The organism is Desulfothermus naphthae (assembly GCF_054657475.1).
In genome coordinates this window covers 313370-337504 of the sequence record NZ_BAAHYQ010000001.1, presented here as the reverse complement: position 1 = coordinate 337504, position 24135 = coordinate 313370, and the positions used below count along the sequence as shown (strand labels likewise).

At 34.3% G+C, this 24135-nt stretch carries 24 protein-coding genes and 1 tRNA gene; 19 read left to right on the top strand and 6 right to left on the bottom strand.

What is annotated here, in order from left to right; translation table 11 throughout:
- Positions 1 to 56 precede the first annotated feature (56 nt).
- Positions 57 to 1238: an acetyl-CoA C-acetyltransferase gene (locus ACYQ1E_RS01590; protein ID WP_459874925.1), complete on the top strand. Its 1182-nt coding sequence runs from the start codon at positions 57 to 59 to the stop codon at positions 1236 to 1238.
- A 116-nt stretch (positions 1239 to 1354) separates the two neighbouring features.
- Positions 1355 to 2038: a phosphatase PAP2 family protein gene (locus ACYQ1E_RS01585; protein ID WP_459874924.1), complete on the top strand. Its 684-nt coding sequence runs from the start codon at positions 1355 to 1357 to the stop codon at positions 2036 to 2038.
- A 41-nt stretch (positions 2039 to 2079) separates the two neighbouring features.
- Here the strand turns inward: ACYQ1E_RS01585 and ACYQ1E_RS01580 are convergent, their stop codons facing one another.
- Positions 2080 to 2196 carry a hypothetical protein gene (locus tag ACYQ1E_RS01580; protein WP_459874922.1) on the bottom strand — a complete coding sequence of 39 codons (117 nt, stop codon included), beginning with the start codon at positions 2194 to 2196 and terminating at the stop codon, positions 2080 to 2082.
- A gap of 80 nt (positions 2197 to 2276) precedes the next feature.
- Positions 2277 to 2450, bottom strand: a complete 174-nt coding sequence (locus ACYQ1E_RS01575; protein WP_459874920.1) for a hypothetical protein — start codon at positions 2448 to 2450, stop codon at positions 2277 to 2279.
- A 319-nt stretch (positions 2451 to 2769) separates the two neighbouring features.
- Here ACYQ1E_RS01575 and ACYQ1E_RS01570 point away from each other — a divergent pair, with 319 nt between their 5' ends.
- The 5 genes from ACYQ1E_RS01570 to ACYQ1E_RS01550 all read left to right on the top strand — a co-directional run bounded on the left by ACYQ1E_RS01570 (position 2770) and on the right by ACYQ1E_RS01550 (position 6595).
- Positions 2770 to 3573, top strand: coding sequence for a hypothetical protein (locus tag ACYQ1E_RS01570; protein WP_459874918.1), 804 nt, complete (start codon positions 2770 to 2772; stop codon positions 3571 to 3573).
- 292 nt (positions 3574 to 3865) lie between these two features.
- The gene (locus ACYQ1E_RS01565; RefSeq protein ID WP_459874917.1) at positions 3866 to 5038 is read left to right on the top strand and encodes a tyrosine-type recombinase/integrase; all 1173 of its coding nucleotides are present in this window, start codon (positions 3866 to 3868) and stop codon (positions 5036 to 5038) included.
- Positions 5035 to 5238: a type II toxin-antitoxin system HicA family toxin gene (locus ACYQ1E_RS01560; protein WP_459874916.1), complete on the top strand. Its 204-nt coding sequence runs from the start codon at positions 5035 to 5037 to the stop codon at positions 5236 to 5238. The genes ACYQ1E_RS01565 and ACYQ1E_RS01560 overlap by 4 nt, the downstream gene beginning before the upstream one ends.
- The gene (locus ACYQ1E_RS01555) at positions 5228 to 5446 is read left to right on the top strand and encodes a type II toxin-antitoxin system HicB family antitoxin (RefSeq protein WP_459874915.1); all 219 of its coding nucleotides are present in this window, start codon (positions 5228 to 5230) and stop codon (positions 5444 to 5446) included. The genes ACYQ1E_RS01560 and ACYQ1E_RS01555 overlap by 11 nt, the downstream gene beginning before the upstream one ends.
- A gap of 861 nt (positions 5447 to 6307) precedes the next feature.
- The gene (locus ACYQ1E_RS01550) at positions 6308 to 6595 is read left to right on the top strand and encodes an RNA polymerase factor sigma-54 (RefSeq protein WP_459874914.1); all 288 of its coding nucleotides are present in this window, start codon (positions 6308 to 6310) and stop codon (positions 6593 to 6595) included.
- 532 nt (positions 6596 to 7127) lie between these two features.
- Here the strand turns inward: ACYQ1E_RS01550 and ACYQ1E_RS01545 are convergent.
- Positions 7128 to 7201 (bottom strand) — tRNA-Arg (locus ACYQ1E_RS01545).
- A gap of 103 nt (positions 7202 to 7304) precedes the next feature.
- Here ACYQ1E_RS01545 and selA point away from each other — a divergent pair.
- Genes selA through ACYQ1E_RS01520 form a run of 5 tightly spaced genes read left to right on the top strand, consistent with a single transcriptional unit; the run spans position 7305 to position 13235 of the window.
- Positions 7305 to 8720 (top strand): L-seryl-tRNA(Sec) selenium transferase, encoded by a 1416-nt coding sequence (gene selA, locus ACYQ1E_RS01540; protein ID WP_459874913.1) that lies wholly within the window; start codon positions 7305 to 7307, stop codon positions 8718 to 8720.
- An 11-nt stretch (positions 8721 to 8731) separates the two neighbouring features.
- A complete protein-coding gene (locus ACYQ1E_RS01535; RefSeq protein ID WP_459874912.1) occupies positions 8732 to 10081 on the top strand; it encodes an aminopeptidase in 1350 nt (449 codons plus the stop codon).
- 18 nt (positions 10082 to 10099) lie between these two features.
- Positions 10100 to 11170 carry a GGDEF domain-containing protein gene (locus ACYQ1E_RS01530; protein ID WP_459874911.1) on the top strand — a complete coding sequence of 357 codons (1071 nt, stop codon included), beginning with the start codon at positions 10100 to 10102 and terminating at the stop codon, positions 11168 to 11170.
- Positions 11163 to 12110, top strand: a complete 948-nt coding sequence (locus tag ACYQ1E_RS01525; protein ID WP_459874910.1) for an uL15 family ribosomal protein — start codon at positions 11163 to 11165, stop codon at positions 12108 to 12110. Before ACYQ1E_RS01530 ends, ACYQ1E_RS01525 begins: the two co-directional genes overlap by 8 nt.
- A 9-nt stretch (positions 12111 to 12119) precedes the next feature.
- Positions 12120 to 13235 (top strand): SPL family radical SAM protein, encoded by a 1116-nt coding sequence (locus ACYQ1E_RS01520; protein ID WP_459874909.1) that lies wholly within the window; start codon positions 12120 to 12122, stop codon positions 13233 to 13235.
- A gap of 456 nt (positions 13236 to 13691) precedes the next feature.
- Here ACYQ1E_RS01520 and ACYQ1E_RS01515 read toward each other — a convergent pair whose 3' ends face one another.
- A complete protein-coding gene (locus ACYQ1E_RS01515) occupies positions 13692 to 14735 on the bottom strand; it encodes a hypothetical protein (RefSeq protein ID WP_459874908.1) in 1044 nt (347 codons plus the stop codon).
- A 119-nt stretch (positions 14736 to 14854) separates the two neighbouring features.
- On the opposite strand from ACYQ1E_RS01515, the gene ACYQ1E_RS01510 reads away from it, so the two are divergent.
- Complete coding sequence (locus ACYQ1E_RS01510) at positions 14855 to 15634, top strand: type III pantothenate kinase (protein ID WP_459874907.1); 780 nt, start codon at positions 14855 to 14857, stop codon at positions 15632 to 15634.
- 45 nt (positions 15635 to 15679) lie between these two features.
- Here ACYQ1E_RS01510 and eno read toward each other — a convergent pair whose 3' ends face one another.
- Positions 15680 to 16954, bottom strand: a complete 1275-nt coding sequence (gene eno, locus ACYQ1E_RS01505) for a phosphopyruvate hydratase (protein WP_459874906.1) — start codon at positions 16952 to 16954, stop codon at positions 15680 to 15682.
- A 182-nt stretch (positions 16955 to 17136) separates the two neighbouring features.
- Between eno and gmhA the strand changes: the two genes are divergently transcribed.
- The 6 genes from gmhA to ACYQ1E_RS01475 all read left to right on the top strand — a co-directional run bounded on the left by gmhA (position 17137) and on the right by ACYQ1E_RS01475 (position 23308).
- A complete protein-coding gene (gmhA, locus tag ACYQ1E_RS01500; RefSeq protein ID WP_459874905.1) occupies positions 17137 to 17745 on the top strand; it encodes a D-sedoheptulose 7-phosphate isomerase in 609 nt (202 codons plus the stop codon).
- Positions 17746 to 17769: 24 nt separating this feature from the next.
- Entirely contained in the window at positions 17770 to 18006 is a 237-nt protein-coding gene (locus tag ACYQ1E_RS01495; RefSeq protein ID WP_459874904.1) for an FmdB family zinc ribbon protein, read from the top strand.
- A 22-nt stretch (positions 18007 to 18028) separates the two neighbouring features.
- On the top strand, positions 18029 to 18958 hold the full coding sequence (hemC, locus tag ACYQ1E_RS01490) for a hydroxymethylbilane synthase (protein ID WP_459878429.1): 930 nt from the start codon (positions 18029 to 18031) through the stop codon (positions 18956 to 18958).
- Between the two features lie 5 nt (positions 18959 to 18963).
- Positions 18964 to 20475, top strand: a complete 1512-nt coding sequence (locus ACYQ1E_RS01485; RefSeq protein ID WP_459874902.1) for a M16 family metallopeptidase — start codon at positions 18964 to 18966, stop codon at positions 20473 to 20475.
- Positions 20476 to 20486: 11 nt separating this feature from the next.
- Positions 20487 to 21893 (top strand): M16 family metallopeptidase, encoded by a 1407-nt coding sequence (locus tag ACYQ1E_RS01480; protein ID WP_459874899.1) that lies wholly within the window; start codon positions 20487 to 20489, stop codon positions 21891 to 21893.
- A gap of 149 nt (positions 21894 to 22042) precedes the next feature.
- Positions 22043 to 23308: a class II fructose-bisphosphate aldolase gene (locus ACYQ1E_RS01475; RefSeq protein ID WP_459874898.1), complete on the top strand. Its 1266-nt coding sequence runs from the start codon at positions 22043 to 22045 to the stop codon at positions 23306 to 23308.
- Between the two features lie 28 nt (positions 23309 to 23336).
- Here the strand turns inward: ACYQ1E_RS01475 and larB are convergent, their stop codons facing one another.
- Positions 23337 to 24092 (bottom strand): nickel pincer cofactor biosynthesis protein LarB, encoded by a 756-nt coding sequence (gene larB / locus ACYQ1E_RS01470; protein WP_459874897.1) that lies wholly within the window; start codon positions 24090 to 24092, stop codon positions 23337 to 23339.
- Between the last annotated feature and the right edge of the window lie 43 nt (positions 24093 to 24135).

Sequence of the window (24135 nt, the reverse complement as noted above, 5' to 3'; positions counted from 1 at the left end):
TTGAGGATAAGGTATATATTACTCATTGAAAAACATTTAAATTAGGAGGGAATGTCATGGAAAGACCAGTAATAGTAAGTGCTGTGAGGACTCCTGTTGGATCCTTTGGAAAATCTTTAAAAGATGTCTCAGCAGTTAAGCTCGGTACTATAGCGACAAAAGAAGCTATGAAGAGAATAAATATAGATCCTGCATTGGTTGATGAAGTTATTTTGGGTAATGTATTGCAGGGAGGCCAGGGACAAAATCCTGCAAGACAGGTTCTCATCCATTCAGGGATTCCTCAGGAAAAAGTAGCTTATACAGTGAACAAAGTATGCGCTTCAGGACTAAAATCTGTTGCACTTGCGGCCCAGGCAGTGATGTTGCAGGATGCTGAAATTGTTGTATGTGGGGGGATAGAGAATATGTCAATGGCACCATATGCAGTAATGAATGCTAGATGGGGCCATAGAATGGGGGATGGGAAACTCGTGGATCTCATGATCTTTGACGGGCTCTATGAGATCTTTAATGGTTATCATATGGGAATTACCGCAGAAAATATTGCTGAGAAATACAATATCTCAAGGGAAGAACAGGATGAATTTGGATATGAATCTCAGATGAAGGCTAAGGCTGCTATAGAAGCGGGTAAGTTTAAGGAAGAGATCGTGCCTGTGGAAATTCCTCAAAAAAAGGGTGACCCAATAATTTTTGATACAGATGAACATCCAAGGCCAAACACCTCTATGGAAGCCCTGGCAAAACTAAAACCAGCCTTTAAAAAAGATGGAACTGTCACAGCTGGAAACGCATCAGGAATAAATGATGGAGCTGCTATTTTAATTGTAATGTCAGAAAAAAAGGCCCAGGAACTTGGACTGGAGATTATGGCCTATATTAAAGCCTATGCTGCAGGCGGAGTAGATCCTGCTTATATGGGGCTAGGCCCTATTCCTGCAACTAAAAATGTCCTGAAAAAATCTGGAATTAAATTAGAAGATATAGATCTAATAGAATTAAATGAAGCATTTGCTGCTCAGTCTATAGCCTGTATAAGGGAGCTTGGACTTGACAAATCCAAACTAAATCCCAATGGTGGTGCCATTGCACTCGGCCATCCAATTGGTGCTTCAGGTGGTAGGATACTCATAACACTTTTATATGAGATGAAGAGGCAAGACAAAAAGCTTGGCCTTGCAACACTCTGTATTGGTGGTGGACAAGGATTTGCCATGATTATTGAAAGACCTTAGGAAGTAGTGATAAAAGTGATCTGTGTGAGTGAAGAGAAATAGAAAAATAATTTATAAAAAGGAATTAAAAAAGCCCATTCACCTCACACAGGTCACAGCACGGTCATAAGATAATTATGAGAATAGTTTTGAGAGGTGCTCTAAGTTTTCTGCCAATAATTTTTTTTATTTTTTTATCCCTGCTCTTAGGGAGAGAAAATATTGAGGTAAAGCTCCTTAAATACTTTTATAATCCAACTGATGGGTGGTTTTTAAAAAATTCTCAGCTCTGGGATTTTTTATACCACTTTGGACCTCTTCCAGCCATAATTATGGCTAGTGGGGGATGTATAATTTTTATAGGCGGATTTTTCTCAAAAAAATTAAAGAAATATGCGCCTATTGGACTATTTTTGGTCTTAGTTATGATTATAGGGCCAGGGCTTATAGTAAACGCACTACTTAAGGAACATTGGGGCAGACCAAGACCAAGACAAACAAAAGAATTTAACGGAAAATTTAACTATCATCCATTCTGGCAAAAAGGCATAGCTGGCACAGGTAAATCCTTTCCTTCTGGTCACGCGTCCACAGGGTTTTATTTGTTTACACCATATTTTGTATTCAGAAAAAAAAATAAGGTTGTGGCCTATTTTTTTCTAATCCTTGGTTTATGTGCTGGTTCTTTGATAGGCATTGCAAGAATGGTACAAGGTGCACATTATATAACTGACCTCATATATTCAGGCCTAATTGTATATTTGACAGCAATGATTGTTTCAAGGTTTTTAAAAGTTGAAGAGATGGTCACAACCAAGTAGTTGATGCTTAGGTAGGAAATTATATGTTTTTACAGCCTCGACTACTTTAACATCTTAAGAGCACAAAATTCGCCACACATTGCACATTCTTCCTTGGCTGCAAATTTTTCCCGTCTCTTTTTTATTATATTAGGATCAAGTGCATGTTTAAGAATCATATCCCAATTTCCCGACTTTGATAGTTAAAAAGTTTAAAAATCAATTATATTAGAAATGAGGGAATTTTACCTACAAACCTTTAGAAACCTTTAGAGTGATGGAAAGAGATATTTTTTATTTTAAAAATTTCAAACATCTTACTTGCCAATTTATTATGTTTGGTTTTGAGATAATATTTCTTACCATTTATGTCTGTTTCTATTGCATTTATCTCTTTTAAAGCATTTATTATACCAGCTGAAGTAATTACCATGTCCTGAGTTTTTTATTGTATTTTAATCTACGTTCTATATGTTTTAATAAAAAATAGGCTAAAAACGAGACTATAATATGACCTTTTATCCTATTAGGAGTGTAATGATAAATAGGCCTTATATTCAAATCAGTCTTTAATTCTTCAGTCTTTAATTCTTTAACAAACTAAAGTTCCGAAAACTGCATGTTGGTTTGTGTTATGAGTTTCTTAGTTATTGATAGGCCCCATAACTTTGCCTGAAAAAAAATTGAAAGTCCACAGGTAATTTCCTAAATAGGTGATTTGCCAACAATCAATATAAGGAGGAAAATTACCTGTGAACAACAACTTTATCGCTCAATTTTCAAAAAATATCAAGTTTTCCTACACATCTTTTGATCGTGTTATCCTTTGCGGTTACATTTTAGACCTCTTCTATGAAGGAGGCGTTGCTTCTTTCCTTAAACCTATGGGTTTTGTTAAACGCTTTAATGGCGTTATGCGCATTTTCACTGACCCGCCTGCCAATCGCCTAGACACTCTGTCATTTAAATCTCACATATTCTCGAGGCACTGGCGGGCAGGAACCACCATTAACAACCCTAAATCGCTGGGGCTTAAAAAACCTGTTCTCTATCTACAGGCCTATTTATGGAAAGGTCTTGATGCCAATAACAAATTCCTCAATTGTTGTGCTGACGTTGATCTCTCCTCATTATGTGAGATTGAACCGAACATGTTTTCAAAACCAGTTCTTGACCACCTTAACCATAAGGTCTCTGCTCCTGATCTTAGAAAAGACAGACAACTTGCTCTCATCAAAGAATTGCTTAAAACCAAATACTCCTCTTTTGGATTTAAAAGTTGTGAACTTAAGAATGCTCTATCCAACTACTTCCGAAATTCTTCTCAAATTCCCTACGAATTGAAAAAATTAATCTCTAGAAAGATCGTCAAAAAGGCAAAAGGTAAATCATTTTATGCGGTTACTAAATTTGGCTGGAAGTGGCTTTGGGCTACAATTTGTGCTAACAACTTTTTTAAAAATCCCATAATTTCAAGGTGTTTTAAAAAGGACTTAGAACATAGTGCATCACAACCATCTAAGAAAAGTCCTATCTCCTCATCCATCAAGGCTTAACCCTCATAACTCAAGAACTTGCAATGATTTAAGCTCCTCTAAAAAACGTAAATTTTTTTCACGTTTTTATAGAGAAAAGCTTATTAGTTTACGCGCCCGGGAGGATTCGAACCCCCGACCCATGGATTAGAAGTCTATTATTTATCTTTTTTCTTACTTTTACTATTTTTTACTTGATTATTATAACTATAAGTATTTTAGTTTGACTGAGTTTACCGTTTTTAGATAGGAATATTATGAAAGCGGGGCACCCAATGGGGCACCCAGGGCACCCACAACAAAGGGGGTAAAGATGACAATTTATATTAGATGTCCTAATACTGCTTGTAGAAAAGACCTACCTACCAAAACAAAGGTTTGTCCAAAATGTGGAACTTCTATACCCAGGACTAATAAGACTTATAAAGTTGTGGTTAAATACAGGGGCAAGCGCTATGTTAAGATAGTCCCAAATAGCTTGGAAGTGGCCAGGAATATTGAAAACAAAATCAAAACTGAGCTTGTTAGTGGTGAGTATTACGATAGAAAAAAGTTGGCAAAGCAAAACATAAAGTATGAGGATTTTATAAGGGAAAAATATTTGCCTTATGCCAAAGATAATAAGAAGTCATGGAGTAGAGAGGAATTTTTACTTAGGCTTTGGATTTTGCCAGTGATTGGAAGCAAGCCTTTGTCTTCTGTATCACCTTTTGACATTGAACGAATAAAAAAGAATATGCGTGATGTCAATAGAGCACCAAGAACCATAGAATATGCCTTAGCAGTTATCAGACATACCTTTAACAAGGCCCTTGAGTGGGGTTTTTTCTCTGGTGTCAATCCTACAACCAGAGTCAAAAAAACAAAGCCTAATAATAAACGTGTGCGTTTTTTGTCTCCAGAAGAGGCTGAAAAATTATTGACCGAGCTAAAAAAACATAGTCAGCAGATTTATGAAATGGCCTTATTATCACTTCATACAGGCATGAGAGCTGGAGAGATATTTAACTTAAAATTTGGCGATTTAGACCTTACAAATGGAATAATCCATATTAGAAACTCAAAAAGTGGCGAGGATAGAGTTGCTTACATGACTAAAGAAGTAAAAGAGATATTATCCAAAAAAGAGGGTAAACCAGACGAATGTGTATTTAAGGACACAAAAGGTGAAAAAATTGGTCGCATTTCTAATACCTTCATGAGGGTTGTAAATAAACTTGGACTAAATAAAGACATTACAGATGATAAAGATAAAGTAGTTTTTCATACTTTAAGACATACCTTTGCGAGGTGGCTGGTTATGAACGGCACTCCAATTTATACAGTTAAAGAGCTTATGGGGCACAAAACACTTGCAATGACTGAACGATATAGCCATTTAGCACCAGATACAAAGAAAGAGGCAATAAAGGGAATTGAGAATACCTTTAAAGAGAAAAAGAATATCTTACCATTTACCCGAGACATGGTTAAAGTTTTATCATGAAAGTTAGAGACGTTATTAAACTAATTGAACAGGATGGCTGGATTTTGGTAAGACAAAAAGGCAGTCATAGACAATACAAACATCCAGTTAAAAAAGGACTTGTAACCATTGCAGGAAATTTAAAAGATGATTTAGCACCTGGAACATTAAATAGCATTTTAAAACAAGCTGGCCTAAAAAGGGGGAAAAATGATGTTTAAATATACAATTATAGTGGAAAAAGCAGAGGGTAATTATTCAGCTTACTGCCCTGATTTGCCTGGTTGTGTGGCTACAGGTAAGACAGTAAATGAGACTATTCAAAACATGCGTGAAGCTATCAGGTTTCACCTGGAAGGCTTAAAGGCTGAAAATATGCCCATCCCTCAAACTAAGAGTATGGCCTTTCAGATAGAAGTAGGAGTTTAAGAGATCCGTTTTTTTAGTACAGACAACTTGTCTGAATAATTTGTTTGTAGAAATGTGGAAATTGTTTCCACATTTTTTCATCTTTTTCACCTTTTTAAAGACACAATGTCTTGATTTTCAGGCAATTAATTGAATATTAGCCAATTGAGATAACTTGGCTATTTTATTAGCATTTTCCCCCTTCCCATGTTATACTTTTTCCTTTTACTAGATAAAATTATCTTGTGTATCTGGAGTTTAGGTTTTTCTTTATTTTTTATGACACAAAAGGAGGTCTCAATATGAGAATAGTCCGAGTAAACAACGAAGATGCACTTCTAAGAGCAGGTATCCCTTTTAAAAGAACTACCTTTATAAATAGCGCTCCCCTAGCCAAAATACGGAAATTTTCATTAAAATAGCTGGAGCGCTCTGTATAGACTTAGACGCCTATGAAGAATAGGTAAAAAAGTCTTGCTCCACTACCAAGGAAAAAGCTAAGAGGTTGGAAGCTCTGTGGTGGTAAAGAGACAATGGATTTTAAAAAAATAAAAAAAGCTATCCTAAAAATATAACCGACCCAAGCACAGTTTACCGAATATTTTTTAAACCTGGAGACGTTACTGAAGTCCGAGTTTTCGGACTTCATGGTAAAAATAAGGCCTGGGACATTATGCTAAAAACACTATTTACGGTTATTTTAATAGTCCTGATGCTTTTTGTAAAGCTCTAAAACCACTAGAGGAACAGAAAGCGTTAGGAGTATATTTTACTTTAGATCTTTCTAACCCTGCGCTAATTGCACGGGCACAAAACAGATTAAAAGCCGCTGATAGCAAGTCTTCTCTTACGACTGATAAGGATATTATAAATGTGCGCTAGTTGCCAATTGACCTTGCCTTAAAAAGAATTTACACAGTTTATGTTACATACCCAAAATACTTTTTCACAAGTTCGATATCCACATACTACGGAGATCAAGTCTCTTCGGAAAGTATAAAGATGTACATAAAAAACCTCATTGAAGAAGAGGACCCTAAAAACCCGTTATGTGATCAAAAAATGGTCGAACTTTTAAAAGATAAGTGGCAGATTAATATTGCCCGTAGGACTGTAGCTAAGTATAGAGAGACTTTAGGCATTCCTTCATCAAGCAAAAGAAAAGTATGAAAATTTAGAAAGTTTTATTTTTAAAATTTTATAAATCTTCTATTCGAACAGGCCATCAAAGCCAAATTGAATTGAGGCTCGATATAGACTAATGTATATATATATGTACACACTTAAATCCTTCATTTTCAAACACTGGAAAAAATTTGCTGTGATTTCTCTTTTAATTGCTGCTTATCTAGCGGACAGAGGAGTTGTATGGGCTAAAGCCATCACAGATTTATTTTTCTTCTTTCTCCTCCTTGCCCCGGTCATTATAATTCTTGGATTTATTATCCTAACAATTCTTTCCCGGCTTCTAGACTCTCCAAAAACCAATCAACTATAACCCACTTATTTATTTTTCTATTTCTTTTTTCTTTCTTCCAAAATAAATAACGGCTCACAAGAATGTGGTATGAGTTTTAAGGGGGCCATTTAAAAAGGAAAGATGTCTTTTGGGGCACCCATGGGGGCACCCATAGATTTTGGCCACAAAAAAAGCCTGTTAAGATTTTCTCCTAACAGACTTAATTTATTATTTATTAGTTTACGCGCCCGGGAGGATTCGAACCCCCGACCCATGGATTAGAAGTCCATTGCTCTATCCTGCTGAGCTACGGGCGCTACAAAGTTATACTATATAAAGTGTTTGTCATTTGGTCAAGAGTTTGTTAGTCAAAAATTTCCAGAACGACCATTAAACTATCCTTTTAAAAGGAGGTTTATTTTGAATAGGGAATTATTTAAATATCTACCCTCTGTTGATGTGTTATTAAAATTAGTTGAGTCAGAAAAAGAGCTCACCACTCTCCCACGAACACTTGTAAAGGATAAAATAGTTAACCTTTTAGATTCCTTAAGACAAGACATTAAAGATGGAAAAATAAAAAACAAGGACCAAGTTATAAAAGTGGTGGAAAGAGACTTTGTTGTAAATTTTTTAAAAAAAGCATCAAGGCCCAAGTATAGACGAGTCATAAATGGCACTGGGGTAGTTGTGCATACCAATCTAGGTAGGTCTATTTTATCTCAAGAGGCAATAGATGCAGTAGTCAAAGGTTGTAGTTATTATACTAATCTGGAATTTTCCCTGGAAACTGGTAAAAGGGGAAGCAGGTACTCTTTAGTTGAAGACCTTTTGTTAGAACTAACAGGCGCTGAGGCTGGATTAGTTGTAAACAACAATGCAGGTGCTGTGCTGATTGTATTAAATACACTTGCAAAAGCCAAAGAAGTAATAGTATCCAGAGGTGAGCTTATTGAAATTGGTGGTTCTTTTAGAATACCAGATGTAATGAAGAGCAGTGGTGCTATTTTGCGCGAGGTTGGAACTACAAATAGAACACATCTCTATGACTATGAACAGGCTATTTCCCCAAACACAGCCGCCTTATTTAAGGCCCATACTTCAAATTACAAAATAATAGGTTTTCACAAAGAAGTCCCCTTGCAAGATCTGGTGGAGCTTGGGAATAGGTACAACCTTCCAGTTATTGAAGACCTTGGAAGTGGAAACTTCTGTGACTTCCCTGACTGGCTGAATATTGATGAACCCACTGTAGCAGATAGAATAAAAAAAGGTGTAAGTATTATCTCTTTTAGTGGTGATAAATTACTCGGAGGTCCCCAGGCAGGAATTATAGTTGGTAAAAAACAATATATTGATAAGATTAAAAAAAATCCATTAAACAGAGCACTCAGAATAGATAAAATGACTTTAGCAGCATTGGAGGCAACACTCAGACTTTATAAAGATAAAGATCTGGCTAAAAATAAAATTCCAACATTAAAATTAATACTCACGCCTCTTTCAACCCTTAAGGCAAAGGCAAAGCGACTGGTGAGAAGATTAAGACAAGAACTAGGGGAAATGTATTTTTTTGCAATAAAAAAAGGTAATTCAAGGGTAGGTGGTGGTGCAAGTCCCGAAAAAGACTTACCAACTTATCTTGTTTTAATTAAACCCCATTTTATGGATAATTTGGATAGGTTCAGATCAATTTTACTTGATACAGATCCTCCAATAGTTGGTATCATTGAAGATGATTATTTTATGCTTGATGTTAGAACATTGATTAAAGATGATTTATCCATAATTCCACATGTATTAAAACAGGTATATAATTATGTAAAAGAAAATTAAGGAGGTTTTTTATGGAAATTATTCATAAACAAAAAAGTTGTTATAAAATATACAAAGATGAATTGGATAAAGTTGATAATTTTGCTAAAGAATATATCAATTTTTTAAATAATTGCAAAACAGAGAGGGAAACAGTAAAATGGATTGAAAATAGACTAATAGAGAGGAATATATTTACTGATTCATGTAAATCTGTATTTTATAGAAAGTTTAAGGAGAAGAGTATAATTGTGGTTAGAAAAGGAAAAAAATCATTAAAGCAAGGAATTAGAATAATTGGTGCACATTTAGATAGTCCAAGGTTAGATTTTAAACAACATCCCATATATGAGAATACATATCTTGCTATGGTAAAAACTCATTATTATGGCGGTATAAGAAAGCATCAATGGTTTTCAATTCCATTAGCAATCCATGGTGTAGTTGTAAAAATTGATGGTACAAAGGTAGACATAAAAATTGGAGAGGATCCACAAGATCCCGTATTTGTCATTCCAGATCTTTTGCCTCATCTTGCCTACAAACAAAATGACCAAAAGTTGTCAAAGGCCTTTGAGGCAGAAAAAATGAATGCAATTATTGGAAGTGTGCCATATATGGATGAAGAAGTTGAAGATAAAATAAAATTTGCAGTTTTAAATATATTAAATCAAAAATATTCAATTACAGAAGAAGATCTTTATAGTGCTGAACTTCAATTTGTACCAGCATATCAAGCTAAATTTGTAGGGCTGGATAACTCTCTCATTGGGGGATATGGACAGGACGATAGAATTTGCGTGTTTTGTGGGTTGAAATCATTTTTGGATCAAGATAATCCAGAATATACTCAAGTATTGGTGTGTTGGGACAAAGAAGAGATTGGATCAGAAGGAGCGTCAAGTGCCAGATCGAAATTTTTAGAATATGTGCTCGAGGAATTCATTGATGTCTGGAATGAAAATTGTCATCTTTCCGATATATTTTTAAATACAAAAGCTATTTCAGCCGATGTTCACGGGGCCCTTGATCCAGATTATCAAGATCTACACGATAAACTTAATGCATCAAAACTGGGATATGGGCCAGTTTTCTGTAAATTTACAGGTCATCGCGGAAAGGTTGGGGCAAATGATGCAAATGCTGAGTATATTGCCTTTTTAAGAAACAGGCTAAATAAAAAAAATATCCCCTGGCAGATGGCTGAATTGGGCAAAGTGGATGAAGGGGGAGGAGGAACTGTAGCTAAATTCCTGGCCAGATATGGAATGGATATTATTGATTTTGGACCAGGGATCTTGGGAATGCACAGTCCCTATGAAATAAGCAGTAAATATGATTTGTACGCAACTTATCTGGCTTACAGAGAGTTTTATAATTAATTTTAAGAAGGAGTATTTATGAATTTTTTTAAAAAAGAAAAAGTTGAAAAGAAGGAGAGAGATTTCATGTTTTTATACTCTCAGAGTAATGGTGTAGAGCCTGTTTTAAAAAATTTAAAAAAAATAGGTGTCCCGGAAGATTGTAAATGGCAGACTTTAATTTTGTATTTACGATATATTGCAGAATATAACTATTTAACTTTAACGCAAAAGAAAAAAATTAGAAAACTTTTAATTGATATTGTTAATAAGAAAAAATTTGATGAGGAAGAATATAATAAAGTAAATAAAGCATTGGGCGATATACTTTTTGAGCCATATAAGAAAAAATTAAAAGAAGTTGTTAAAGAGTCCCATAAATTGGTTAAAAGTTTTGCTGAAACGTCTCAACTCAGAAAAAAACATATAGAAGATCTTGAACAACATACAATAGAAGTAATAGAAAAAACTGATGATATTGAAATTGCCATAAAAAAAATAAAACAATCCTTTAAACAAGTATTAGATCTTGTTGAACAGGATATAAAAAATCTATATGAGGATGTTAATATAGATAGTCTGACATCTTTATATAACAGAAAATTTTTAGACATTAATTTAGATAAGATATTAGATAAGTGTAAAGAAAATAGTGTTCCCTGTTGTATATTGATGTTTGACATAGATGATTTTAAAAAAATCAATGATACTTATGGTCATAGAATTGGAGATCAGGCTTTAAAAATAGTGGCAAAGATAATAAAAGAGAAAGGAGAGAAATATCTTCTTGAAAAGAGAAAAGGGAATTTTTTCCCTACGAGATATGGGGGAGAAGAATTTTGTCTAATTTTGGAAGGATATGAGTCAAAAGAAGGATATAATTTTGGAGAAAACATTAGGAAAGGTATTGCAAAATATAATTTTATTGTCAGAAGCGTAGATGGGGAAATAGTGGAATCAGGAATAAAGATCACTGTGAGTGGCGGTGTGTCTTCTACTTACAAAGGTGATAAATTTGGTGAAACGCTAATTGAAGAGGCTGACCAGGCCCTTTATAGGGCAAAGAGGTCTGGTAAAAATAGAATAGAGGTTTACAATCTCGATGGTTAAATTTCTATCTCTAGAATCAATTCCTAAAGCTAAAATCAATACCAGTGGTGATTGGCTATTTGGCAAAATATTTTTAGATAGATTTGATTTAAAATTAAGAAACAAAAAATATCTTTATCCCATTATAGTGGAAGAAAAACAAAACTATTTTGATCTCATATGGGGATATGAAATATTGCAGGAATTTAAACAAGATAAGATTAATGTAATTGTAGTTAAAGCTAATGATTTTTTTAAAGGGTTAATAAATTTAGAATTTTTGAAATATGAATTTAAAAATTCTGGTAAAATAATTGTTTGTGCTAGATATTTCGACAAAATATTAGAAAAAAAAGATAAAACTGTAAGATTCTTTGATATCTTTGAAAATATTTTAAATAAAAAAGAAATTAACCTTTTATTACAATGGCTAAAATTACCTGAAATTTTTGATGAAATTTTGATTAAAGATAATGTTTCTCTGGATGTTATAGAAGTGTTTAAAAAGTTTACTCAAAATGAGCAAAGATATTTGCTTCCTTTTTTTATAAACATCAGATGGGGAAAAAATAAATCAAAAATTTTTTTAGAACTTCTATATAAACTAAAAAAAAGAGAAAAAGTTGATATAGAAATTATATTAAATCCTTTGTTTGAAATTTTAGAAAAAGATTTATCTCCAAATGATAAAATTCAAAAAATACTAAATAATTTAAGGGATAGATGTTATCCTTTAAAAAGAACTATAGAAAAAGAATTTCTGCAATGGAGTTCAAAGATCATTAATAAAAAAAGAATAAGAATTATACCTGCTAATGAATTTGAAGTAGATGAAATTATCATGGAAATAAAACTTGATGGCTTATATACCCTTAAAAATTTAGTTGAAGACTTAAAAACTAAAATTGATGAATGGGATAGATTTTATAATTGGTATAAATCCCGATTAAATGGTGAGTGATTTAAAATAATGAGTGATTATATAACCTCAAATATAAAAGGAATTTTTATAGATAATGAGGTAAAAAACAGTATTATAAGTAAGACTGTTTCTAAAAATGCAGGCTTTGTCCCTATAATTTATGGTGATTTTATAAGACTTGATGATAGGGAATTAAAAAAGGGATATGTGTATCTATTAAAATATAAGGGAAATTTTTTTAAAAAATGTCCAGGAACTAAATTTTATAACTGTTGTGGGTATAAAATTATCCATATTGGAGAGGGATGTCCCTTAAATTGTTCATATTGCATATTAAAAGCATATTTTTCTCACAATAGCATCAAGGTCTGGGCAAATATAGAAGATCTATACTTGGAGTTAGATAAGATATTTTCAAATAGACAAAAATTTTTTAGGGTAGGGACTGGCGAGTTTACTGATTCTTTGGCTATTGAGTATTTAACTAATTATTCCAAATACTTAATTGAATTTTTGTTTCAGTATCAAAATGTAATATTGGAGTTAAAGACAAAAGTTGTAGATCTATCATGGATTGATGCAATTAAGGATACACGTTTTGTTCTTCCTGCCTGGTCTTTAAATAGTATTGATATCGCTGCCAAAGAAGAGAGATCCACAGCTCCCTTGGAAGAGCGATTAAAGGCTGCTAAAACATGTGCTGAGATGGGTTTTCGGGTATGCCTTCATTTTGATCCAATAATTTATTATCCAGGTTGGGAAAGGGGGTATAAAGAGACCATTGAAATGATATTTGACTATATAAAGCCAAAAGATATTGCATATTTAAGTCTTGGATCTTTTAGAGGAATGCCATATCTTTTTAAGTTTATTGAAGAAAATTGGCCTGATTCCAATTATATCTATTTTGGAGAATTTATCAAAGGAGTTGATGGAAAGCTTAGACTATTCAGGCCCATTAGAATAAAACAATTTCGTTTTATAGTGAATTTGTTAAGAAAATATGGAGTTGATAAACAAATATATTTTTGCATGGAATCTGATGAGGTATGGAGAGCCACCCTTGGCTATACCCCTAAGGATATAGGGGGACTTGCAAATCATCTTATTCAGCTTTCTTTTGCACCATTTCAATCAACCCTTAGACAGGACTTTCAGAGATAAGTGGTAGTTTACTCTTTTTTATTCAGTAATTATAGCATGTTATTGTTTTATAGGTTGTAGAACCCAATTGTAGTCTATATAGTATCCAAAGGCTTTGAGCACGTCTTTTTGAAATTGTGTAGGTTCTACAAGTTGCCAATGGGACTTCTTCGTCTCGGGCTCCCATACAATTAAAAATCTAGGGTTCGCATCTCTTCTATTATCTTTTCTGCTGCCCCCTGTCCTATATTACCTTTCATCCCTTTAAAACGCTCTTTGGTTCCCTTTCCTTATCCATATGTTTTACCACAATATAGTCTTTGTTCTTACTCTTTAATTTTTCTTTTAACTATTTCACCATATTTTTTACCTAAATACGTTCCTCTTTCATAGAAATTTTTTTTATCCAATCGTTCTAATATATCTTATAATTTAAAAAAATTGATAAAAAATTTTTTTAAGTATCGACTATTTTACTTAAAAAACTTCCCTTATCTCCTTGGCTAATTCTTCAGGAGTAATTTCAGAGAGTTCATTTTTAAGTATCTTTTGTAAGAAATAGTCATCGGTCCTGTGATCTTTTACTACATTTTGCCTGTTAACTACCTTCATTATACACCTAAAATATGGTGCTTCTTCTCCTAATGGGCCACTTAATATAGAAAAATTAAATGTAGAAATCTTTTTAGAATGATAATATGAAAATAATTTCTCAAGTCCCTCACTAAGATCTTTTATGTCTTTTTCAGTAAATTCAGAAAAGTTTTGTTTTTTAGGCCAGATTATCTGGACTTCATTTCTTCCCATTGGGGAATAGGCTGAAAGCCAAACACCTTCCCCTATTTCTCCAATATATCTAACACCTAACTCCTTTTCTATTTTGACTAATTCAATAAAATAACAAGAATTATGTTTTTTAAAATACTCTTTTGATTTGTCTAATAATAACTGATGGTAAGTAGAGGGGATGAAAAAATTTACTAACTGAAAATGGGTATGGATAGCACTTGCACCAGCTGGCAACAAAAAATTAGCATTTATTGTTGGATACTTATATCTTTTATCATAATCAAAAGATTTTATTAAAAAATCAAAGGCCAGTTTAAAACCATTAAATAACATAGTTGAATCTAATTCTCCTAATGTTTTAAAATGATCCCTACCCACCCTAATCACTGCATGAAATTTTGTCAGAGGATATAAATTGGGAAATAAAACAGCATCTTGATATTTTAGTCGTCCCTGTTCTATAAAATCCTTGGTATAGGTTGGAGTTGTTTTTTCCACCATTTCATCACACAAAAAGCATGTTTCTTTACTCCTGGCGGCTAAAGAGGATAAATATTCATAGTCTGTGTCGGGATATAATACTCCTTTTTTATTGATTAAATATTCATTGATAATAGACCTGAATCTTGTTAAAGGATCTTCTCTGATTTCAATGTTTACTTTTATTTTCTCAAAATTGTTGAGAGGATTATGAAATTCTGCTGTCTCAGTATATTTTTTAAATTCTATCATAATAAACTCCTTTGATTAAACTTGAGGTTTAAAATTTTTTGACTTTATTTTTTATTTTTATATACCTAAAAAATATAAGATTCAAGATAATTATTTATCACATTTAAAGTGGAGGCCTGATGAAAAAAAAGAAAATATTATTAATAGATGTAGGAAACACAAATACAAAAATAGGATTAGCTGTTGGCAATGAGATTGTTTCTACCTATGTCTTGCCAACCTCTTTAAGAGAGACATCTGACACCTTTGGCTTTAAGATCTTTGCACTCACCAGACACGTGAAAATACAAATAAATGAAATTGATTTGTGGATGGTGTCCTCAGTGGTTCCACCGTTAAACGGAATAATCAAAGAAGCAGGAAACAAATATTCCATGTGTGATGTTATATTTGTTCCAGAGGATTTGCCTTTGCCTTTAGAAAATAGATATGCAAATCCCCATGAGGTGGGGTCTGATAGGCTGGTTACTGCCTATGCAGCCAGGGAACTATTTTCCACCCCAGGTCTCATTGTAATAGACTTTGGAACAGCCACTACTTTGGAATGTGTTCAGGACAACATATATTTGGGTGGGCTTATCTGTCCAGGGATCTTATCATCACTCCAGGCGCTGGGTCAGAAGACCGCTAAATTACCCAAAATAAGTCTGGATGTGGATGATGGCAAGATGCTCATTGGAAATTCCACTGTAACCAGCATGACACATGGATTTATTTTTGGCTTTGCTTCAATGGTTGATGGTCTGTGCACTCAACTAAAAGACTTTTTAACTGGAGATATTACAGTTGTGGCAACCGGGGGTTTTGCTGAGAAAGTAAAAAATGTATGCAAATCCATTGATGAGATAAGGCCTGATTTGCTTTTAAAGGGCCTTTTGCTCGCATCAAAAAACATCTAAATTTTTACCCCAGGATTTAGAAACCTGGGGTAAGTTTTATAAGCATCATTTCCAGTAATATTCGGCCCCTTTGCCAAGTTCCATTTCTATTTCAAGGAGGCGATTGTACTTTGCAATTCTCTCACTCCTGCACGCAGAACCAGTCTTTAAGTGTCCACCATCCATAGCAACAGAAAAGTCAGCAAGAAAGTCATCTTCTGTTTCACCTGATCTATGGGATATAAAGTATCTCCATCCTGCATTTCTGCAGAGTCGTATTGCCTCTATGGTCTCAGTTACAGTTCCAATTTGATTTAATTTAATAAGAGCTGAATTAGCAGCTCCTTGTTCAATTCCCTGTTTTATATATTTTGTATTGGTGACAAATAAATCATCGCCCACAACCTCAATTTTATCTCCAAATTCTTTAGTGAATTTTTTAAATCCCTCCCAATCTTTTTCAGAAAGTGGATCTTCCCAGAGCACGATTGGATATTTGGATATCCACTCTTTTGCCATCTCTATTATTTCATCACTAGTCTTTTTACCGCCCCCAGACCACTTTAAATCATATTCACCAATATTTTCAGTGGCAAAGGAAGAGGCAGCAGAGTCTAATGCAATTGCTATTTGCTCTCCAGGTTTATATCCTGCCTTTTCTATTGCCTGAATAATTAAATCCAGGGCCTCTTCATTGCTCTTTAAATTAGGAGCAAATCCACCTTCATCTCCTACTGATGTTGCAAGTCCTTTTTCCTTTAATATTTTTTTTAGCACATGAAATGTTTCAGATATATATCTAAGTCCTTCTGAAAAAGTAGGCGCGCCCACTGGAACTGCCATAAATTCCTGTATATCAACGCTGTTGTCTGCATGTGCTCCGCCATTTAAAATATTCATACAGGGAACAGGAATCCTCCTCGTTGTAGTGCCACCGAGATATTTATAAAGGGGTAGTCCACAGGACATTGCAGCTGCCCGACAAACCGCCATTGATACACCTAAAATAGCATTTGCTCCAAGGTTTGATTTGTTTTCTGTTCCATCAAGCTCCAACATTATTCTGTCTATTTCGAGTTGATTGGTTGGATCTAGGCCAATTAATTTTGGAGCTATTTTTTCATTTACATTTGAGACTGCTTTTAACACCCCCTTTCCTAAATATCTCTTGGGATCGTTATCCCTGAGCTCAAGGGCTTCATTTTCTCCTGTGCTGGCACCAGAAGGAACTGACGCTGATACCTTTATTCCAGATTCAAGTTCTACAAATACTCTTACAGTTGGATTTCCCCTTGAGTCTAAAATCTCCATCCCTTGTATTTGTTTTATCCTGTCTGCCATTGTGAACCTCCATTTTTTTGCTTTTTATAACAGTAACCAAAGACATTTTATTTCTATAGCGGAAAATATTTTGTTTTTCCAGTGTTTTTAAGGGAATTTTATTTTGTTTTAAATTTGACACAAAAATAGAAAACCTATAAAAATTGCAATGGGATTTAAAAGGTAATTTTGGAGTATTTTTTATGTTTCAAAAAGAACTTGAGATAATCAATCACCATGTGAGCGAAGGGGCCAGACTCAGGACCCTATTTTTTGAGGAAAATGCAAGGTTAATAATAGATATTGCCGGGACAATTGCTGCCAGCCTGGTTAAAGGTGGTAAGGTATTAATATGTGGAAATGGTGGGAGTGCAGCTGATGCTCAACACATGGCCGCAGAATTAGTTGGTAGATATAAACTGGAAAGACCTCCACTCCCAGCTATTGCATTGACAACTGACACCTCTATACTTACTTGTATTAGTAATGATTATAGCTTTAAGGATGTGTTTAGCAGACAGGTAAAAGGTATTGGGCAAGAAGGGGATGTTTTGGTTGCTATTTCTACCTCTGGTAGAAGTAAAAATATTTTGAATGCAATAGATGCTGCAAAAGAAAAAAATATTCAAACAATAGGCCTAACAGGGGCAAAAGGAATTAGGTTTGTTGATAGGTGTGATTACGCACTCATAGTACCAACAGATTCAACACCACTTATACAAGAAATCCACATAAGTATAATTCATTTAATATGCGAACTTATAGATGTATTTTTATTTGAAGAAGTAGAAAAATTGGATTTATATGGATAATTTAATTATTTAAGGAGGTTTGAGATGCCAATATATGAATATGTATGTGCAGATTGTAATAATAAGTTTGAAGAACTGGTATTTAAAAATGATGAAAAAGTACAATGTCCAAAATGTAATAGTAAAAATACCAAAAAACTAATGTCTCTTTGTAGGTCAAGGGTATCTGGTGGAAATTCTTTGGACTCTCTTTCATCCAGTAGTGGAGGATCTTCATGTGCAGGTTGTTCAGGAGGGAATTGTGCCACTTGTGGAGGGTAATAGTCAATTGGAAGATAACATCATGAAAAAGATACGCATAGCCACCAGAGGAAGTAAATTGGCTCTCTGGCAGGCCCATTATATTGGTGGTCTAATAAAGCGAAAATATAGTGATATAGAGGTTGAATACAAAATAATTAAAACTTCTGGAGATAAAATATTGGATGTCCCACTTGCAAAGATAGGTGGAAAAGGTCTCTTTGTAAAAGAAATAGAAGAAGCCCTACTAAGGGGTGAGGCAGATATAGCAGTGCATTCTATGAAAGATGTGCCATATCTATTACCTGAAGGCCTGGAAGTTGGGATAATTCCAAAAAGAGAAGAACCATTTGATGCATTTTTGTCAGAGAAATATCCAGACTTAAAATCCCTTCCAGAGTCCGCTGTAGTGGGTACTAGTAGTTTAAGGAGACAGGCGCAGTTAAAAAAAAATCGTCCAGATATACATATCAAGATGCTCAGGGGAAATTTAGATACAAGGGTCAGAAAATTAAAACAAGGTCTATATGATGCAATAATTGTGGCTGTAGCAGGTTTAAAAAGGTTAAATATATCCAGCAGGTATGTAGAAGTAATGGCCCCTCCTCTATTTTTCCCTGCAGTTGGTCAGGGGGCACTTGGTATTGAGTATAAAAAAGATCATAATGAGCTTCTGGATATTATATCCTTTTTAGATCACTTTGAGACCAAGGTGTGCGTAATGGCGGAAAGGGGGTTTTTGGATAAACTTGAAGGTGGATGCCAGGTTCCAATTGGTGCCTATGCTGAGTTAAAAGACAATATGGTTTATATTAGAGGATTTATTTCTGATTTAGATGGAAAAAAGTTTATTTATGGGGAAAAAATTGGACATTCCTCAGATGCCAGCAAAGTGGGAAAGGAGCTTGGTAGATATTTACTAAATAGTGGAGGAGAAGAAATTTTAAGGGAAATTTATGATCAAGGGGCATAATAAAAATGAAGAAATATTTGTCTATATTTGTTTTGTTTTTTTGGCTATTAATAATCAATGTATATGCACAAGGAGACAAGATTATTTCCATGGATAAATTAAAGCAAAGGATCCACTCTTTTACATTAAAAAATGGAATGACCTTTGTTGTAATGGAGAGAAAGACCTCACCAGTGGTGAGTTTTGTGACATTTGTTAAAGTTGGTAGTGTAGATGAAAAAACAGGTCACACAGGGATCGCCCATATATTTGAACACATGGCATTTAAAGGCACAAAAGATATAGGAACCAAAGATTATTCTAAAGAAAAGGTATTGCTGGAAAAATTAGATGAGGCTTATAAAAAATATATAAAATGTAGGGACCTAGAAAAAGAAGAGGAAAAGTGCAGAGTTTATAAAGAGGAATTTGAAAAGATTTCACACGAGGCCAATTCTTTAGTAAAGCACAATGAATTTTCAAAGATAATAGAGAGAAATGGTGGTCAGGATCTAAATGCAGGAACTTCAACCGATTATACCATGTATTACTGTTCTCTTCCAGCAAATAAATTGGAGCTGTGGTTTTCTTTGGAGTCTGATAGGCTTAAAAATCCAGTATTCAGGGAATTTTATACAGAAAAAGAGGTAATTAGAGAAGAAAGACGCATGAGGGTTGATACTTCCTATATGGGAAAACTCGTAGAAGCATTTAGGTCAATAGCATTTAGTGCCCATCCATACGGTCATCCTACCATTGGATGGGATTCTGACATTGTTCATACTACCATTTCGGATGTAAAGGAATTTTACAAAAAATATTATGTTCCCCAGAATATTACTATAGCAATAGTGGGAGATGTTGATTTAAATGAAATAAAAAGGTTGGCGGAAATTTATTTTGGAGATATGAAAAAAGGACCAGACTCTCCTTATGTGTGGACAAAAGAGCCCAAACAGACAGCTAAAAAAGAGGTCCTATTATATGCAGATGCTCAGCCCATGTATATCAGAGGTTATCACGTGCCAGGATATGGAACCAAAGATTATTTAGCACTGGACTTACTAGAAGGGATATTGTCAAATGGCAGGAGTTCAAGACTTTATTCCCACCTTGTGTTAGAGAAAAAATTGGCATTATCTATATTTGCATTCTACGGCTTTCCTGGCGAGAGATATTCATGTTTATTTGGAATATATGCAATACCAAATCAAGGGGTAAGTCTGGATGAATTGTCCAGGGCAATAGATGATGAACTCAATGATATCCTAAAAAATGGAGTAACAAAACAAGAGATAGAAAGGGCATATACCCAGGAAGAAGCAAACTTGCTCAGAGAAATGGAATCTAATTTGGGGATGGCAAGAGAACTTGCCTACGCACAATCAATATATGGAGACTACACCAGACTTTTTTCAGATCTGGAAAAACTTAAGTCTGTTAGCTCAAAAGATATTCAGGATGTTATAAAAAAATATTTTGTTTCATCTAATATGGTAGAGGGAAGATTGGTATATAATGGGAAAAATAAAAAATAGGACGTTAAATTATGAAGAGGTTGATTATAATGTCTATAATTTTAAGTCTTATGGGTTGTAGTCTTAATGGTCCAAAGAAATACAATGAGCTTAAGTTTAATAAAAGCATTTCCTGGCCCGATTATAAGATTACATCTTTTAAGTCTAATAATGGTATAAACTTTTTTTTGATTGAAGATCATGAGTTGCCCATTATTAAATTTAATATCTATGTAAAAGGTGGAAAATATGCAGTTCCAAGGGGAAAAGAAGGCCTTGGATTTATATTAGCACAAATGCTTAGAATGGGTGGCACCAAGAAATATCCAGGGGAAAAGCTGGATGTATTTTTAGAAGATAGGGCCGTTGAATATAATATTGATTTTGATCTGTTAAATGGAGAAATTGATATTGATCTGTTAAAAAAAGACTTTTATACAGTTATGCCTGTTATAATTGAGAGTTTGGCAAATCCAATCTTTACCAAGGATAAGTTAAACCTTGCAAAGATGAGACTCTTAACCATAATTGCAAGGCGAAATGATAGGCAGGAAGAAGTTGGAATGAGAGAGTTTAAAAGGATCATTTATGGTAAGCACTCTCTTTTAGGAAGGATTCCAACAAAAAAGAGTGTTGAAGATATTTCATTACAAGATGTGCGCAGTTTTTATCAAAAACTCTTTGTTGGTCCCAATATATTAGTGGGAGTTGTAGGTGACTTTGACAAAAATAATATAAAGCAAAAACTAGATAAACTCTTTCAAGCCTTTAAAAAAGGTGAAGAGATAAAATTTGACTTCTCTAAAGTAAATCCCCCCATCTGCAAAAGATATATAATAGATAAACCAGGCTCAAATCAGGCCTTTATTATTTTAGGGCATCTAGGTGGTTATAGATTAAATCCAGATTTTGCTCCATTACAGGTAATGAACATGGTCTTAAGTGGAGGTTTTTCTGGAAGACTTTTTGAAAATATAAGGACAAAGATGGGATTGGCATATAGTGTATATGGACATTTTGGAGGTGAGCGATATTATCCAGGACTCTTTTTTGTTGCATTTAAGACAAAAAATAGCTCTGTAATAAGGGCAATAGAGGCGGTTATAGATGAGCTTGAAAAGATAAAACAATATGGTGCAAAAGAAAAAGAAGTTGAAGAGGCAAAGGAACAATTTTTAAGTTCTCTTGTCTTTAGGTATGATTCGCCTAAAAAAGTACTTGAGAGAAGGCTATATTATGAAATAAGAGGCATGGACCCAGATTCTTTTAAAAAGTTGATTAATGATATTAAGGCCGTGACAGTTGAAGATGTAAATAGAGTGGCAAAAAAATATCTGCATCCCAAAGATGTAGATATTTTAGTTGTTGGAGACAAAAAGGACATTGGAGAGGAGTTAAAGAAAATCGGTCACTTTCAAGATTGGGAGCTGGAACAATAGAGTATATTAAAAGTTTTATTAAAAAATTGGTTTTAACTTGTAAAATTAGGGTAGATAATATAACTTAAATAGAAACTTATATGGCTGGTTGGTTATAGAGTTGGACAAAATGGTTGATAAATTTTAAGTAAACTAAGGAGGGCAGGGATATGCACCATACAGAAGATGCTTATAAAAAACTATTAGACATAGGAAGACCACCAAATATAAAAAAATTATTTCCAAATTCAAGGGCACTTATTGTCAGTGGAAAGGTGATTGATAGGGCAATGCTTGAAAAAGGCAAGGCAATGACTATTGCTGCAAATGGTAGGAACTATTTTATTATAAGGGGGGCACTTCTTGCTGCCCAGAGGGCAAACGCTGCTATAATCTTAGAAATAGCCAAGTCTGAATCCTCATATTGTGCTACTAATTTCTGGAATCTGGCAAGAAGGGTTGATGCATTGTGTAATGAGCTTAATATCACAGTTCCAGTGGCAATTCATGCAGATCATTTTGCAATAAAAAACAAAGAAGACATAGAAAAGGCCAGAAAACAGATTCCATCAATGTTTGATTTTGGTATAACTTCAATTGCAATTGATGCATCTCATATGCCTGATAGGGATAACTTGCTTGCAAATATTGAACTCTCTCAATATATCCCAAAATGGGCTGGATATGAGACCGAGGTTGGAGAGATAAAGGGAAAAGAAGGATTATCTACTCCCGAAGAGGCCTTATTTTTAATCAGGGGCTTAAATGCCCACTCCATATTCCCTGATTGGATTGCTTTAAACAATGGAACCACACACGGTATCCAGGATTCAGAGGCAGGGATTCAGGTGGATTTGACAGCAAAGATACATGAGGTATTAGAACCTTATAAGGTATCAGGTGCACAACATGGCACCTCTGGAAATAGCACCCAGCGATTAAAGGAGATTGCTGAAAAGACCCGCACCACAAAGGCAAATGTAGCAACAGCCCTTCAAATGCTCACCTGGGGAGTTAGGGTAAATGATTACGGAAATGCAGAATTGGATGAAAAGGGTGAATTTATAAAAGAGCCAGATAAAGGGGTTAGTGAAGAATTGTGGAGAGAGATGGTGGAATATGCAAAGAAAAATGGTCTAAAAGGGGGAAATTATAAAAAACTAAATCTTCCATTTGAGACTGCTCTTATGTCAGAGCCACCTGAAATAAGGGAAAGAATGACCAAGGCCGTTGAGGAGTTTGTGTATTATTTGCTAGTTGATGTGTTTAATGCAAAGGACACTGCTGATATTGCCAAGGAGCTAATTGCAAAGGCAAACTCTTATGATCTAGGACCAAAGGCTGAAAAGATAGAAGATGAATCTAAGTGGACTATAGAAAAGATAAAGGCTATGGAGGCACAAGTAAAGGGAAGTAGTGGAGATTATGACGATTAAATAATATAGGGCACATGAAACTTGTGCCCTATGTTTTAAATGAGTTAAATATCTTTGCTGCCATAAGTGCGGCCCCAAATCCATTGTCAATATTTAAGACACTAACTCCACCTGCACAGGAGTTTAACATTCCCAGAAGTGCACTGATTCCATTAAAGCTGGCTCCGTATCCAACAGATGTTGGTACTGCGAGTATTGGTTTTCCTGTAATGCCCCCAACTACACTGGGAAGGGCACCTTCCATTCCTGCTATAACTATCAATATCTTCGCATCTCTAAGTGTATCTAAATAGGGAAGCAATCGGTGAAGTCCTGCAACGCCAACATCTGTAATTAGTCCCACATTTAAATCAAAAAATTTTGTACACAGGTATGTTTCCAGGGCAACTGGAAGATCTGATGCACCAGCAGTTAAGATAATAACATCTCCATTTTCCTGCCATGGTGGATCTAAGGGAATTTTTTCTCCAAAAATAAATATCTTTGCTTCTGGATAAAAGGTGCCTTTATCAAAAAGTTTTTCCAGTCTTTTTCCTGTTTTAATATCTAACCTGGTGATTAAAATTTTATCCATGCCACTTTTTGCTATTATTGTTTTCAGTTGCTCAAAGCTCTTTCCCTGCCCAAATATAACTTCTCTGTGGCCAGTTCTGAGCTCTCTGTGGGAATCTAAACAAATACCATTTAGGAATCTTTTGTATGGCAAATCCTTAAGATATGTATATGCCTCATCTATCGAGATATTTCCATCAGCAAGATCCTTTAAAATATTTTTTATATCCAATTTTAATAACTCCTTTTTTTAGATTTTTAATATTCTTGACTTA